General features: G+C 69.4%; 11 protein-coding genes. 6 read left to right on the top strand and 5 right to left on the bottom strand.

Annotated elements, in window-relative coordinates; translation table 11 throughout:
• Positions 1 to 293 precede the first annotated feature (293 nt).
• Positions 294 to 554 carry a hypothetical protein gene (locus tag FFS20_RS16390; RefSeq protein WP_137826873.1) on the bottom strand — a complete coding sequence of 87 codons (261 nt, stop codon included), beginning with the start codon at positions 552 to 554 and terminating at the stop codon, positions 294 to 296.
• Positions 555 to 662: 108 nt separating this feature from the next.
• On the opposite strand from FFS20_RS16390, the gene FFS20_RS16395 reads away from it, so the two are divergent.
• Both FFS20_RS16395 and FFS20_RS16400 read left to right on the top strand, forming a co-directional pair.
• Positions 663 to 1,562 (top strand): sulfite exporter TauE/SafE family protein, encoded by a 900-nt coding sequence (locus FFS20_RS16395; RefSeq protein ID WP_137826874.1) that lies wholly within the window; start codon positions 663 to 665, stop codon positions 1,560 to 1,562.
• Positions 1,563 to 1,895: 333 nt separating this feature from the next.
• Complete coding sequence (locus tag FFS20_RS16400; RefSeq protein WP_137826875.1) at positions 1,896 to 2,354, top strand: Rrf2 family transcriptional regulator; 459 nt, start codon at positions 1,896 to 1,898, stop codon at positions 2,352 to 2,354.
• Between the two features lie 196 nt (positions 2,355 to 2,550).
• Here FFS20_RS16400 and FFS20_RS16405 read toward each other — a convergent pair whose 3' ends face one another.
• Complete coding sequence (locus FFS20_RS16405) at positions 2,551 to 3,552, bottom strand: LysR family transcriptional regulator (RefSeq protein ID WP_137826876.1); 1,002 nt, start codon at positions 3,550 to 3,552, stop codon at positions 2,551 to 2,553.
• Between the two features lie 90 nt (positions 3,553 to 3,642).
• Here FFS20_RS16405 and FFS20_RS16410 point away from each other — a divergent pair, with 90 nt between their 5' ends.
• A complete protein-coding gene (locus tag FFS20_RS16410) occupies positions 3,643 to 5,232 on the top strand; it encodes an aminotransferase class V-fold PLP-dependent enzyme (RefSeq protein WP_137826877.1) in 1,590 nt (529 codons plus the stop codon).
• A gap of 410 nt (positions 5,233 to 5,642) precedes the next feature.
• Positions 5,643 to 7,160: an MFS transporter gene (locus FFS20_RS16415; RefSeq protein WP_249356914.1), complete on the top strand. Its 1,518-nt coding sequence runs from the start codon at positions 5,643 to 5,645 to the stop codon at positions 7,158 to 7,160.
• A gap of 234 nt (positions 7,161 to 7,394) precedes the next feature.
• On the opposite strand, the gene FFS20_RS18485 is transcribed toward FFS20_RS16415, so the two are convergent.
• The gene (locus FFS20_RS18485) at positions 7,395 to 8,480 is read right to left on the bottom strand and encodes a GntR family transcriptional regulator (protein WP_283202138.1); all 1,086 of its coding nucleotides are present in this window, start codon (positions 8,478 to 8,480) and stop codon (positions 7,395 to 7,397) included.
• 231 nt (positions 8,481 to 8,711) lie between these two features.
• Here FFS20_RS18485 and FFS20_RS16425 point away from each other — a divergent pair, with 231 nt between their 5' ends.
• Complete coding sequence (locus FFS20_RS16425) at positions 8,712 to 10,742, top strand: FAD-dependent oxidoreductase (protein WP_137826878.1); 2,031 nt, start codon at positions 8,712 to 8,714, stop codon at positions 10,740 to 10,742.
• Positions 10,739 to 11,881 (top strand): proline racemase family protein, encoded by a 1,143-nt coding sequence (locus FFS20_RS16430; protein ID WP_249356915.1) that lies wholly within the window; start codon positions 10,739 to 10,741, stop codon positions 11,879 to 11,881. Before FFS20_RS16425 ends, FFS20_RS16430 begins: the two co-directional genes overlap by 4 nt.
• A gap of 20 nt (positions 11,882 to 11,901) precedes the next feature.
• Here FFS20_RS16430 and FFS20_RS16435 read toward each other — a convergent pair whose 3' ends face one another.
• Positions 11,902 to 13,071: a hybrid-cluster NAD(P)-dependent oxidoreductase gene (locus FFS20_RS16435; RefSeq protein ID WP_249356916.1), complete on the bottom strand. Its 1,170-nt coding sequence runs from the start codon at positions 13,069 to 13,071 to the stop codon at positions 11,902 to 11,904.
• Positions 13,072 to 13,217: 146 nt separating this feature from the next.
• Positions 13,218 to 14,463: aromatic ring-hydroxylating dioxygenase subunit alpha (locus FFS20_RS16440; RefSeq protein WP_349290534.1), on the bottom strand; the 1,246-nt coding region annotated here is incomplete at its 5' end.

A 14,463-nucleotide genomic window follows, 5' to 3' on the forward strand; every position in this document is an offset into this window, starting at 1 on the left:
GCGCTGCACACCGAACCACCCCGCCCACCGACACAGTGGCACGACAACTACGCGGTGAACCGACAGTTACGCCCCGAACCTGCGCCTCCCGTGTTCGCGTCGTCGTACTCCGGACGCAGAGTGTCGATGATCGAGGTCGAAATCGACACTCTGCGTCCGGAAGTCCCTGCGTCCCGGGTGGCACCAGGACGGGCACCGACTCCAGGGCGCACGCCGCGCGGATCGCAGCCTGCGTCGGGTCGCCGAGTCACGAGTCGCGGGTCGCGGGTCGCTGCCTGCCTCGCGTCGCCGAGTCACAGGTCGCAGGTCGCCGAGTCACGGGTCGCGGTTCGCGGGTCGCAGGTCGCGGGTCGCAGGTCGCGGATCGCGTTGATAGTTGAGCAATGTGCGCCGCGTTCACGGCGATTGCGCGCCAGGTTCATGGTGATCTGGATGCGAATTTCACCATGAACCTGGCGCAGAACACGGGGATCGCCACGGATGCGGCGCAGAACCGCTGCTCCGTCATGAGCATCTGCGACTCGCTCATCCGCTTCCTCTGCTGCCGCTGTCACAGAAGTTCATAGTGTAGTAATTCACTCAACTTAATGAGTATTGTGTGGGAGGCACGTGAATCTGCTCAACAATCTCACTCAACCTCGCACAACGGAAAGGCGGCCACCATGAGGCAGCTCATCGTCTTAGGCATCGTCGGGCTCATCGCCCAGCTCATCGACGGATCCCTCGGCATGGCGTACGGCGTGACGTCGACGACCCTGCTGCTGGCCACCGGCATCGCCCCGGCGACCGCCTCGGCGGCCGTGCACTTCTCCGAGATCGGCACCTCGCTCGTCTCCGGCATCTCCCACCACAAGTTCGGCAACGTCGACTGGCGCACCGTCCTCATCCTCGCCGTCCCCGGCTTCGTCGGCGCCTTCGCCGGTGCGACGTTCCTCGCCGGACTCAACGGCGACGCCGCCACCCCGTGGATCTCCGGTCTGCTGCTCGCCCTCGGCGTCTACGTCATCTGGCGCTTCCTCGCCCTCGGCGGCGCCCGTCCGACGTTCAAGGGCCGCCCGGGCAAGGGTCTGCTCGTGCCCATCGGACTCGTCGGCGGCGCGCTCGACGCAATCGGCGGCGGAGGCTGGGGGCCGGTCGGCACGACGACTCTCCTGTCCTCCGGACGCCTCGAGCCCCGCAAGGTCGTCGGCTCGATCGACACGAGCGAATTCGTCGTCGCCGTCGGCGGATCGCTCGGCTTCCTCTTCGCCCTCGGCTCTCAGGGCATCGAGTGGTCGATCGCGGGCGCTCTGCTCGTCGGCGGCATCATCGCCGCACCGTTCGCGGCGTGGCTCGTGAAGATCCTTCCGGCCAAAGTCCTCGCGATCGCCGCCGGCGGCATCATCATCCTCACGAACGCCCGGACGATCGCACTGGCCCTCGGTGCGTCGACCCCCGTGGTCTCGACGATCCTCGCGGCGCTGGCACTCGGGTGGATCTCCCTGCTCATCCACGTCGTCCGCCTCGAGCGCAGGGCCCGTCGCGCAGAGGCCGCAACCGAACCCGTCGGCGCCGAGGCCTGAGGCCACGCCTGCCACCCCCTCCGAGGGGTCGGCCGGGCTGGGGTCAGTCAGGCTCAGGTCGTCCGGGCTTGGATCAGTCAGACTCGGGCCGCCCAGGCTCGGGTCGGCCAGGCCCAGGTCGGCCAGGCCCAAGCCGGCCGGGCTCGGGTCGTCCCGGCTCAGGCCTGCCAACCTCGGATCAGCCAGCCTCGCGGGTCGGCACGACCCGCGAGGCGTCAGAGTCGGCGCCACGGTGAGTCAGCCCGACACCACCGCACTGCGCCTGTCGTGTTCCGCACCCTCAGGCGGCAAGACAGGGTGCTACCGAACCGCCGTGCGCGGTAGCATATCGGGATGCGGGTCACGACGAAATCCGACTACGCGCTGCGCGCGCTCATCGAGATCGCCGGCGCTGTCGACGGCGATCCCATCAGCGCCGACGAACTCGGACGCCGGCAGGACATCCCCAAAGGCTTCCTTCAGTCGATCCTCGCCGACCTCCGTCGCGCGGGGATCCTCGTCTCCGTCCGCGGAAAGTCCGGAGGGTGGCGGTTCTCCCGCCCAGCCGCCGAGGTGACCGCCGCCGACGTCATCCGCGCCGTCGACGGCCCCCTCGTCTCCATCTACGGCCAGCGGCCCGAGGCCGTCGAATACGATGACGCCGCCGAATGCCTCCAACAGGTGTGGGTCGCCGCCCGTTTCGCTCTGCGCGACGTCCTCGAGAAGGTGACGATGGCCGACCTCGCGGTCAAGACCCTGCCCCCGGAGATCACGGACAGAGTCGCGATCGAAGACGCCTGGCAGCCGCACTGAGAGCCACCTCGTAGTCCGACTGCCTACCGCCGAGGCGGTCCGCCCGGGTGGTCCCCACACCGGCGTCGCGCTCTCAGGCTTGCGATCCGCAGCCCGACCGCCCCGACTCCCTCACCGCGGTCCGACTGCCCCCGCCGTGACTGCAGTGCGCGGTCCGACCGCCCAGCGCCGGGGCCGCAGTCCCATTCCTGACGGCCTACCGCCAGACCGCGGTGACGGTGCGGACGTCAGCGACCACCTCGGCGACGGCGGCGGAATGGGCGGCGACGATCGGATCGTGTCGCGCAGACTTCTGCCGCGGGCCGAGCTGCGGAGCCCGGGAGACGAGGAGGACGTCCCGCCGGGCGGCCGACAGGGGCATCGGGACGATCTCGATCTCAGGGTCGGTGGGCAGTGAGGACTCGGGGATCATCGCGATCGCCAGACCCGCGGCGATCATCCTGTTGATCGCCGCGTAGTCGTCCATCCGCATCCCCACCCGGGGTTCGAAGCCCGCGGCCAGGCAGAACGCTCGGATCACCTCGTCGATGGCGTCGCCGGGATCGATGCTGAACGCCCACGACTGCGTGACGAGCGCCGCGAAGCCGGGCAGCCCGTGCGGATCGATCGGCACCGGTCCCACGGCCTTGGGCACGCAGAGGAAGAGCTGCTCGGAGTAGAGCTTCCGCGCCGTGAGGCTCGGCGGGATCCACACCTTGTCGACATCGGTGGAGACGAGGAGTGCGAGGTCGAGATCGCCGGCCTCGAGGCGCGAGACGAGCTTCGCGTGCTCGTCCATCGTGACGTCGAGGGCAGCCCCGAGCACCGTCGCCGACGCATCGTCCCCGACCTGCCACCGCGGACGCTTCTGCAGCTCGTGGTGGAGCAGCGGGATGACGCGGGCGCCGACGGTGGGCACGGCCCCGATCTTCACCGGCACCGCCTGCGAATCCCGCCACAGCGCGACTTCGTCGACGAGGCGGCCGGCGAGACCGAGGATCTCCACTGCCCGCGTGACGACGAGGCTGCCGACGGTCGTCGGATGCGAGCCGCGGGGAGTGCGTTCGATGAGGGTCGCCCCGAGCGCGCGCTCGAGATTCGCGAGGTGATGGTTGACGGTCGGCTGGCTCCAGTCGAGCCGCGTCGCCGCTGCCGCAACCGATCCCGCATCTGCGACGGCGCGCAGCGCGACGAGTCCGCGAGTGTCCAGGACTTCCATAGCTCTCCCTCGATGAGTTCAATACTGACTATAGAGCAGGAGAGGAAACTTGCTATTCTCCCCAACGCCGGTGTTCCCTACCCTGAAGGCATGACCGTGCACCAGGACTCCGCCATGCCCGCGACACCCCACGAGGGCGATCGCGCGCGCACTCACGCCCCTTACGCCGACGCTCTCGCGAAGGCCGCCGCCCGCAACCCCCTGCTTCTCCAGACTCCCGGTCACGGCGGCAACGGTGACGGCATCTCCGCAGGTCAGGCCGACTTCTTCGGCGAGAACGTGCTCGCCCTCGACATCCCTCCGCTCTTCGACGGCATCGACCTCGGCGTCGACACCCCGAAGGACGAGGCCCTCGAGCTCGCGGCCGAAGCGTGGGGAGCCCGCCGCACGTGGTTCCTCACGAACGGCTCCTCGCAGGGCAACCGGATGGCGGCGCTGGCCATCGGCACCCTCGGCTCGGGCGTCGTCACGCAGCGCAGCGCCCATTCGAGCTTCATCGACGGCATCGTCCTCGCCGGACTCAACCCGCGCTTCGTCTCACCCAACGTCGATGAGGTCAACGGCATCGCCCACGGCGTCACCCCCGACTCGCTGCGCCGCGCGATCCGCAGCCACCCGGAGACGGTCACGGCCGTCTATCTCGTCACCCCGAGCTACTTCGGTGCGGTCGCCGACGTCGCGGCCCTCGCCGAGGTGGCCCACGAGGCCGGCGCGATCCTCATCGTCGACGCGGCATGGGGTGCGCACTTCGGCTTCCACCCCGACCTCCCGGCCTCCCCGGTCACGCTCGGCGCCGACGTCGTCATCATGAGCACCCACAAGCTCGCCGGCTCGTTCACGCAGTCCGCGCTCCTCCACCTCGGCGACACCGAGTTCGCCGACCGCCTCGAACCGGCACTCGCCCGCGCGTTCATGATGACGGCCTCGACGAGCGAGAACGCGCACCTCATGGCGTCGATCGACATCGCCCGCCGCGACCTCGTCAACTCCCATGACGCGATCACGGAGTCGCTGGCGAACATCCGCCACGCCCGCGCCCAGATCGAAGGGTCGGAGCACTACCGGCTGCTCTCGGCCGACTTCCTCAGCTCCCCGGACGTCGTCGACATCGACCCGTTCCGCCTGCCCATCGACATCACCGCGACCGGCCTCGACGGGCACACCGTCCGCAAGCGCCTGGCCGAGGACTTCGGGATCTTCGCCGAGATGGCCACGGCCACGACGCTCGTCGCGCTCATCGGACTCGGGAAGTCCCCGGACATCAGCCGTCTCCTCGACGCCCTCGAGCAGCTGCGCCTCGAGAACGCCGAGGCCGGTATCCACGCCGAGGTCGACGGGTCGATCGAGCAGATCACCGCACCGGCGTCCGAGGACGACGCTGCGGTCGAGATCCCGCCGCTGCCGGCGGCGGGCGACCTCGTCATGCTTCCGCGCGATGCGTTCTTCGCGGAGTCCGAGGTCGTCTCCGCCGCCGAGGCGGCCGGCCGGATCAGTGTGAGTTCGCTCGCCGCGTATCCTCCCGGGATTCCCAACGTCCTGCCCGGTGAGGAGATCACCCAGGAGACGATCGACTTCCTCCAGGCGGTTGCGGCCAGCCCTTCGGGACACGTGCGCGGCAGCGTCGACCCCGAGCTCGCGAACTTCCGGGTCGTCGTTCCCTCGCATGCTCACGACGCCTGACGGCGACAGCATCCACCACATCGACGGCGCGCACGCCGGGGCGGGAGTCCCGGCGTGCGCGCCGCTGTCGTCAACCGGGCGACCACCTCGGCGAGGGCCTTCCCACTCTTCGGGAGCCGGGACGGCGGCAGGCTTCCCTGACGGAATCATTCGTTTCACCATGTGACCCCTGTCACAATTCGGACGTGAATAGGATCACGGCGATCTCCATGGCGACACAGCGCCGCTTGCCGCATGAGAACACCGAAGCGCGGGTGCGAAATCCGCATCGGACGATCCGCCTTCTGCGTGATCTGGTTCACAATTGCTGTTGACAGTGCTTGCGCACAGCGCAAAGATGAACTCCATTGCCTTGACGCCGCCGGCCGTTGCCGCGGCGTTTTCATCTCAGTCAACGTGAGGAATCAGCAATGACATCCGGCCACACCGAACCGAGCGCGGAGAGCAGAAAGCCCTTCCGCATCAAGCGGCGGTCGACGAAGAAGAAGCGCTTGGAAGCCGACGACTGCATCGTCGTCGAGCCGAAGTCCATCCGCACCGCGATCGGCGGCACGACCGTCGGCAACTTCATGGAATGGTTCGACTTCGGCGTCTACGGCTACCTTGCCGTGACGATGACCGCCGTCTTCACCGAGGGCATGGATCCGCAGATGGGACTGCTCGTCACGCTGCTCGGTTTCGCCGTGTCCTTCCTCGTCCGCCCGCTCGGCGGCATGGTGCTCGGACCGCTCGGTGACAAGATCGGACGCCAGAAGGTCCTCTTCTTCACCATGGCGACGATGGCGACGGCCACGGCGCTCATCGGCGTTCTGCCCACCGCCGCTCAGGTCGGCCTGTGGGTGATCATCCCCCTCTACATCCTCAAGATGATCCAGGGCTTCTCCACCGGCGGCGAGTACGCCGGTGCCACCACCTACGTCTCCGAGTTCGCCCCCGACAAGTCCCGCGGCTATTGGGCCGCCTGGCTCGACGTCGGCTCCTACCTCGGCTTCGCCGCCGGTGCCGGCACCGTGGCCATCACGAGCGTGGTGACCACGAGCATCTGGGGCGAGAACGCGATGGTCGACGGCGGCTGGAGGATCCCGTTCCTCGTCGCCATCCCGCTCGGTGTCGTCGCCATCTGGTTCCGGATGAAGATCCCGGAGACTCCCGGCTTCGAAGCCGCTCAGGAGGAGGGCCTCGTGACGAAGAGCGCGGACGATCCGTTCGCCCGCCACGGCCTCATCGGCGTCGTCCGCCACTTCTGGAAGGAGATCCTCATCGGCATCGCCATCGTCGCGGGATCGCAGACGGTGGGCTACGCGCTGACGAGCTTCATGCCGACCTACCTCGAGGAGACGGTCAAGGTCTCGAACATCCAGGCCGCCGCCGTCACCATCCCGGTGCTCGTCATCATGTCGATCTGCCTGCCGCTCATCGGTCGGCTCTCCGACAGGCTCGGCCGCCGGTTCGTCTTCGGGCTGGCCGCAGGCATGACGATCGTCCTCATCGTCCCCGCCTTCGCCGTCATGCAGATCGGCGAGATGTGGGCGGTGACAATCGCACTGTTCATGGTCGCGCTGCCCGCGGCGTTCTACATCGCATGCCTCGCCTCGACCCTGCCGGCGCTGTTCCCGACGGCGTCGCGCTACGGCGCGATGGGCCTGACGTTCAACCTCGGCGTCTCACTGTTCGGCGGCACGACGCCGCTGTTCAGCCAGGCACTCATCGACCTCACCGGGAACTCGTACATGCCGGCGTTCTACATCATGTTCTTCTCGGTCATCGCGCTCGTCGCCGTGTTCTTCATGCGCGAATCCGCGCACCGGCCGCTGCTCGGGTCGTTCCCGACGGTGTCGTCGCGCGAAGAGGCCGTCGAGCTCGCCAAGGGCCAGGACGAGAACCCCGACATCGACCCCGAAACTATGCCGATCGGCGCCGGGAAGTGAGTACGTCGACGACGCTCAGTCAGAGCTGGTGATCTGAACTGAAGGGACGAGGCATCGTCCGAGCAGACGCGGTGTCGTCCTAGCGCGTGCGGCCCCGTCCGGGACGGCCCGGCTGCGTCTGAGCAGACTTCGCTGACGTGACCAGGCACGACGGACCAGCACAGGGCATCGCCCCTTCCGCGCAGTGCGCGCGGGAGGGGCGATGTCGTGTGCTGAGAGGTCCGGCGGTGCCGTTCACTCCGAGACATCCGAGGCCGAAGCCTCGGTGCGCTTGTAGAAGTAGAGGTTGCGGGTGACGAGATCGGCGACCGCGTCGGGCTGGTTCGCTTCGATGAGGTCGACGATGTCGATGAGCTCCTTCGCCGAGGTGACTGCGACGCTCTCGACAGCACGTCCCCTCACCGAGGCGTCCGAGCTATCAGCTCCGACCCCGGCGCCTGTCCCCGCGCTGCGGGATCCCGCTCCTGGAGTCGCGTGGGCGCCGGTTCCCGCTCTGCCGGATCCCGCGCCGCTGGACCTCGCGCTGCCGGGTCCCGCGTCGTCAGTTCCCGCGCCGCTGGATCCCGCGCTGCCGATCTCCGCTCCGCCGGGTCCCGCATCGCTGGATCCCGCGCCGCCGGGCCCCGCGTTCGCCGTCGGGAGATGACCGATCCGGGACTGGTCGCGCAGCCGCAGGCTGATCTCGGCGGCACGGCGTCCGAGCCCGAACGCGAGGAGCGACTCGTGGAACCGGCGGTCATGGGTGTAGAAGGCGACGAGGTCGCCGGCAACGGCCGCGGCCACCGTCGCCTCGGCATGGGTGCGCAGCCGACGCAGCTGATCGCGGATCGCCTCGCCCGTCCCCGCAAGGGCGCTGTCTCCCGTCCCCGCAAGGGCGCTGTCTCCCGTCCCCGTGGGGACGTTTCCGCCACCGCTTCTCCCGTCGGCGCCCTCGAGGTCGACGGCCCCAGAACCGCTGGCACCCGCAGCCGACCCCGCACTGCCCTCGCCCGCAGCAGACCCGGGCCCCGCCTCGGCGAGCCGATCGCACAGCTGCCGCACCGCAGGCACGGCGAGGAGGACGCGGATGCGGATGATCTCCTCGAGGTCGGCCTCGGTGATCGGGACGAGGCGGAAACCCCGGTTGGGCACCGCCTCGACGGTGCCTTCGGTGACAAGTGCCATCATCGCCTCACGCACCGGGCTGAGCGAGATGCCGAGCTGCTTCGCAAGCCCGGCGGCCGAATAGATCCGATCCTCGGCGAGCTCGCCCGTGGCGATCGCGTCGCGGATGATCGAGAGCGCATGCTCACGCAGCGAAGGCTGCTTCGCTCGGTCCATGCCATCGCCCCCTGCCGTCCTCTCCTGCCAGAACTATTGACAGCATAGCCCGGAGAATCCACGATGGAAGACAGGTAGTCGGTAATCGATTACCTACCAATCAGTGTGAGAACTGCAGCCCACACCAGTACTGCAGCCCGCACCAGCCCGACAATCCGTTCCAGCCCCGCGGCCCGCCTCATTCCGGCACCCCGCTCCGGCTCTGGAACCCGTTCCTGCGATGGAGGAGGAATGGACGACCCGCTGCTCCAGCCGTACGACCTCGGCGGACTCACCCTGCGCAACCGCATCGTCTCGACTTCGCACGAGCCCGCCTACACCGAGGGCGGCATGCCGACGGACCGGTACCGGCTCTACCACCGGGAGAAGGCGCGCGGCGGTGTCGGGCTGACGATGATCGGCGGGTCCGCGATCGTGTCGAAGGACTCACCGGCCGCGTTCGGCAACATCGACCTGACGACGGACGAGGTCGTCCCCTGGCTGAGCGCGATCGCCGAGGACTGCCACGCCGAGGGCGCCGCGGTGATGATCCAGGCGACGCATCTGGGGATGCGCTCGTCGAACTTCGCCGGGGACTGGCTGCCGCTCGTCTCGCCGTCGCGGACCCGGGAGCCCGCGCACCGGTCGTTCACGAAGGCGCTAGAGGACTTCGACATGGACCGGATCGTCGCCGACTTCGCGGCCGCGGCCGCTCGGGTCGCCGCGGCCGGGTTCGACGGCCTCGAGATCATGCACGCCGGCCACCTCCTCGACTCCTTCCTCGCGTCCTGGCTCAACGAGCGCACCGACGAGTGGGGCGGCGACCTCGACGCGCTCATGCGCTTCCCGCTGCGCGTCATCGACGCCGTCACCGCCGCCGTGCCCGCGGGCTTCCTCGTGGGCATCCGGATGGCCGTCGACGAACTCCGCGACGACGGGATGCGCGAGGACCGGGCGACCGACGTCCTCGAGACGTATGCCGCCCACGGCATCGGATTCCTCAATCTCAACGTCGGCACGATCAGCTCCGATCGGGTCCTCGCCGAAGCGATCCCCGGGATGGGCACGCCCTCGGCACCGTGGCTCGAGACGTGCCGTCGGATCCGCAAGGCCATCGACATCCCCGTCCTCCACGCCGCCCGGATCGCCGACGTTCCGACCGCGCGCTACGCGATCGAGGACGGCTGCCTCGACCTCGTCGGGATGACGCGGGCACAACTGGCCGACCCCCACCTCGTCGCGAAGATCACCGAGCACCGGGAGGACGACATCCGCCCGTGTGTGGGCGCGAACATGTGCCTCGACAGCATCTACACGTCCGGATCGGCGACGTGCATCCACAACCCCGCGACCGGTCGCGAGGCCGACCTGCCGCAGGAAGTGCCCGCGCGCTCCGTCACCGAGGCCAAGCACGTCGTCATCGTCGGGGCCGGTCCCGCCGGCCTCGAAGCCGCCCGCGTCGCCGCCATCCGCGGACACCGGGTCACCGTCCTCGAAGCCGATTCCGCGCCCGGCGGTCAGGTCCGCATCGCCGCCCGGTCCGAGCGTCGCCGCGACCTCATCGGGATCGTCGACTGGCGGGTCCAGCAGTGCCGCAAGCACGGCGTCGATCTGCGCCTCAACACCTATGCCGACGCCGAGGCGGTGCTCGGCCTCTCCCCCGACGTCGTCATCGTCGCCACCGGGGGCATCCCCGACTCCGGCGACCTCGCCGCGTTCGACGTGTGGGACGTCATGGACGATCACCTCCGCGGTCGGCAGCGCGTTCTCGTCTTCGACGACCACGGGGCGTACCCGGCCCTCGACGCCGTCGAGCGGCTCGCCCGCGCCGGCCAGCACGTCACCTATGTCAGCCCGGAGCGGACGATCGGCATCGACGTCGGGTCGATGAACTCCCCGGCCTACCTGCGGACGTTCTCCGAATGCGGGGTCGAGGTCCGCCTCGGCGAGCGCCTGACGGCGACGCAGCCGCACGGCACCGGGGTGCGGGCGGTTCTCACCAGCGAATACTCGGACCTCGAGGCGGAGATCGAGACGGATGCCGTCGTCGTCGATCACGGGACGCTGCCCAATGACGAGGTCTACCTCGAGCTGCGTGACCGGGCGTCCAATCGTGGGGAGATCGACCTCGCTGCGTGGGTGCGCGGGCAGCCGCAGCCGGGTCCATCCGCCGAGGTGACCGGGTCGTTCGCGCTCTACCGGATCGGTGACGCGGTCGCCTCCCGCAATGTCCATGCCGCCGTGCTCGAGGGCCTGCGGGTCGGGATGGGGCTGGGTCGATGAGCAGGACGGACGACGACCGGGGAGAGCGGAGCGCCATGGGGACCGTGACGACGGTCGACTACCACACGGCCGGTGAGCCGTTCCGGATCGTGCCGGAGCCCCCGGTCGACATTCCCGGGACCACCGTCGCCGACCGGCGGGCGTTCGCGATCCGCTCGGCCGAGGTCGACGGACTGCGGCAGCTCCTCTGCTTCGAACCGCGCGGACACGCCGATATGTACGGCGGCTTCCTCGTCCCACCCGATGACGACGGCGCCGACTTCGGCGTGCTCTTCTGGCACAAGGACGGGTTCTCCACCGCGTGCGGGCACGGCACGATGGCCCTGGGCGTCTGGGCGATCGAGTCGGGGCTCATCCGGGCAGACGATTCCGGGACCACCGAGGTCGTCATCGACGTGCCCTCGGGCAGGGTCCGGGCTGCGGTGCACACGGACGAGACCGGCGGGGTGACCTCGGTCGACTTCGTCAATGTGCCCAGCCGCCTCGTCGCCACCGGCCTCCCGGTGACGACGGCACGGGGCGAGGCCTCCGTCGATCTCGCATGGGGCGGGGCGCTCTATGCACTCGTCGACGGGGATGCGCTGGGGATCACGGTCGAACCGGACCGCCTCGGCGAGCTCATCGCCCTCGGACGCGAGGTCAAGGCCGCACTCGCCGGGCATCCGGCCACCGCGCACCCGAGCGATGACCGCCTCAGCGGCGTCTACGGGACGATCATCGTCAACCGGCTCGGCACCACCGACGATGGTGAGGTCTGGCATCGCAACGTCACGGTCTTCGCGGACGGTCAGGTCGACCGCTCACCCTGCGGTTCGGGGACGGCCGCGCGCATCGCAGCGCTGAGCGCGACGGGCGAACTCGACTCGGGGCAGACGCTGCTCCACGAATCGATCGTCGGCACGCGGTTCCGGGCCAGGGTCCTCGCCGAACTCGACGGCGGTGACGGCAACGGGGACAGTGACGGCAGCAGGGAGGCTGGGCGGACTTCCGGCAGCGGGGCCGGCTGGGGAGCCGGGACCAGCTGGGGCACTGCCGGCGGCGTCGTCCCTCTCGTCACGGGCACCGCCCACCGGGTCGCGACGTGCACCTTCGAGGTCGACCCGCGGGACGATCTCGTGCCGGGATTCGTGCTGCGCTGATCACCGCTCGATGACGCTGGTCACCGCTCGATGACGAGGTCGCTGAGCGGCGTCGAGCAGCACGGCAGGAACCTGCCGGCCGCGATTTCCTTCGGACGGATCCCTCCGGCGTGGCGCATGTCGACCTCGCCGCTGAGGAGTGTCGACTTGCACGTCCCGCACATTCCCGCTCCGCACGACGAGGGGACAGGCAGACCGGCGGCGGCCGTGGCCTCGAGGACGGTGGTTGCGACATCGCATTCCACCCGGGTGCCGCTCGACGCGAAGTCGATCGCAAACGTCGCGCCGGGCGCGACCGGGACCACCGACTGCTCGGCTCGGCGCCTGGCCAACCGGGCAGTGGGTGCGGAGCCGAAGACGAACGACTCTTCGTGCACTCTCCGGGCACCCACCTCGGCGAGGAGCGGACGCACGGCGTCCATGTACCCGACGGGGCCGCACACGAAGGTCTCGCGATCGCAGGCATCGGGGGCCGCCTCGGCGAGGATCTCCCGGCCGATCCGCCCGCGCGGGCCCGTCCATCTCTCCGCGGCCGCATCCCGAGAGCAGTGCACGACGACGCGGACTCCCGGGACGGTGGCGAGCTGGTCGAGCTCGGCCCGGAAGACGATGTCCTTAGGTGTTGAGGCGCTGTGGATGAGGACGATGTCGACGGGGTCCGGCATCCGGTGGGCCAGGAGTGCGCGGATCATCGACATGATCGGGGTGGTCCCCGAGCCCGCAGAGACGAAGAGGTGCTTGTCCGCAGGGTGGAAGCTGGTGCTGAAAAGTCCGTAGGGGCCGTCGACGTGGAGCCTGTCGCCGATGCGGAGGACGTCGTGGAGATGCGTCGAGACGGCACCGCCGGGCACGCGCTTGACGGTGAGGGTGAACGTGTTCGTGCCGAACGGCGCCGAGGAGATCGAGTAGCAGCGCTCGAGACCGAGCTCGGGCACGCGCACCGTGAGGTACTGCCCGGGTTCGAAGTCCGCGGAGGTGAGCCACGGTGCGCGGAGTTCGATCGTGATGATGTCGTGGGTGACTCGGGTGATCCCGACGCATTCGGCGAGACCGGTGATGCCATCGGCCTCTCCGGCCATCGTCGCGGTTGCGACGGCACCGATCGCGGCAGCGGCGGCACCGGGCGCGGTTGCGACGGCACCGGGCGCGGCAGCGGCGGCACCAGGCGCGGTTGACTCAGCGGTGCTCACTGCGACGGCACCTGCGGCTGCCGCGGCAACCGACGATGCGGAGGCCCCCACACCCGCACCCCGCGCCGGCACGCGGAACGTCGCCTTGCTCGCCGGCGCCCCTGGCCGCAGGTCTGCCTCCAGGGGAAACGGTGACCTCACGTACCTCATCGCCCGTTCACCCTCTCCCGGTGCGCCGTGAGCCGTTCGATGTACCACGTGCAGAACTCATCGAGGTGCACCTCGGTGGGCGCGTACGGTCCGGGCAGGTACGCCGGGGACGACACCCCGAGCTGCCCGCGCTCGCAGAACGTCGCGTCCTGTTCGTTCGTCTTCATCCACACCGTCGTGAGGTTCTCGAGGTCGTAGTCGATGCCCTCGACCGCCTCGGCGTCGACAAGCCACGTCGTGCGCACGAGCGTCCGGTCCGCGGCGAGGGGGACGAGGCTGAAGGTGACGATGTGGTCGCCCATCGCGTGGAACCACATGTTCGGCTGGACGTGGAGGGAGGCGCGTCCGAGGGTGAAGGTGTCGAGGTCGCCGAGCAGCTTCGCCGAGGCGGCCGCACCGTCCATCGTGTACGACTCCCCCATCCCGTCGAGGGCTGCCCGTTCGATCCTGAACCCGGTGGGGCGTCCGCTGAGGTCTTCGACGAGGGTGTAGGGCACACCGTTGCGATCGCAGTTCTCGTGCAGGCGCGCCTCGGCGTCGAGGAAGCGCTGGTAGGCCGGCTGCAGGCGAGTGGGGATCTCGTCGGGGGCGTAGCCGTAGGTGGGGAAGAAGGTGCAGGTGAGCTCCGGGTGGCCGGCTTCGCAGTGGTAGCACTCGCGGTTGTTCTCCATGACGAGCTTCCAGTTCGAGTCCTCCATGAGGTCGACCTGGGCTGCGACCTTGGCCCCGGCGATGTCGTGGGGTGCGATGTAGGGGGCGATGACGTCGGCGACCTCGGCGATGTCGTCCGGCGGCGGCCCGAGGCAGATGAAGATCAGCCCCGCGATGACGCGGACGCTGACCGGACGCAGGGAGAAGCACGCGGGATCGAAGCCCGGTGCCTGCGCCCCGGCGGAGATGAGCTCGCCGCCGGGGGTGTAGGTCCACTGGTGGTAGCTGCACACGATGTTGCCCACCGACCCGGCGAGGTCGTTGAGCAGCCGGGTGCCGCGGTGCCGGCAGACGTTGTGGTGGGCGCGGACCTCGCCGTCGTCGTCGCGGATGACGATGACCGAGTACGTGCCCACGTCGATCGTCACGTAGTCGCCGGGGTCGGGCACCTCGGCGACGGTGCCGACGAAGATCCACGTCGAGGCGAAGATCGCTTCGACGTCACGGGCGAAGAACTCGGGGCTGATGTAGAACGGGGCCTCGAGGGACCAGCCAGGGCGGCGCTCGTCGATGAGCCGGTCGAGCGCGCCC

Source organism: Brevibacterium sp. 2SA (assembly GCF_005502845.1).
Taxonomy (GTDB): Bacteria; Actinomycetota; Actinomycetes; order Actinomycetales; family Brevibacteriaceae; genus Brevibacterium.

Excerpts from the sequence above, each read along its gene's own strand:
- FFS20_RS16395 (WP_137826874.1), top strand. The coding sequence starts at position 663 with ATGAGGCAGCTCATCGTCTTAGGCATCGTCGGGCTCATCGCCCAGCTC.
- FFS20_RS16400 (WP_137826875.1), top strand. The coding sequence starts at position 1,896 with ATGCGGGTCACGACGAAATCCGACTACGCGCTGCGCGCGCTCATCGAG.
- FFS20_RS16405 (WP_137826876.1), bottom strand. The coding sequence starts at position 3,552 with ATGGAAGTCCTGGACACTCGCGGACTCGTCGCGCTGCGCGCCGTCGCA.
- FFS20_RS16410 (WP_137826877.1), top strand. The coding sequence starts at position 3,643 with ATGACCGTGCACCAGGACTCCGCCATGCCCGCGACACCCCACGAGGGC.
- FFS20_RS16415 (WP_249356914.1), top strand. The coding sequence starts at position 5,643 with ATGACATCCGGCCACACCGAACCGAGCGCGGAGAGCAGAAAGCCCTTC.
- FFS20_RS18485 (WP_283202138.1), bottom strand. The coding sequence starts at position 8,480 with ATGGACCGAGCGAAGCAGCCTTCGCTGCGTGAGCATGCGCTCTCGATC.
- FFS20_RS16425 (WP_137826878.1), top strand. The coding sequence starts at position 8,712 with ATGGACGACCCGCTGCTCCAGCCGTACGACCTCGGCGGACTCACCCTG.
- FFS20_RS16430 (WP_249356915.1), top strand. The coding sequence starts at position 10,739 with ATGAGCAGGACGGACGACGACCGGGGAGAGCGGAGCGCCATGGGGACC.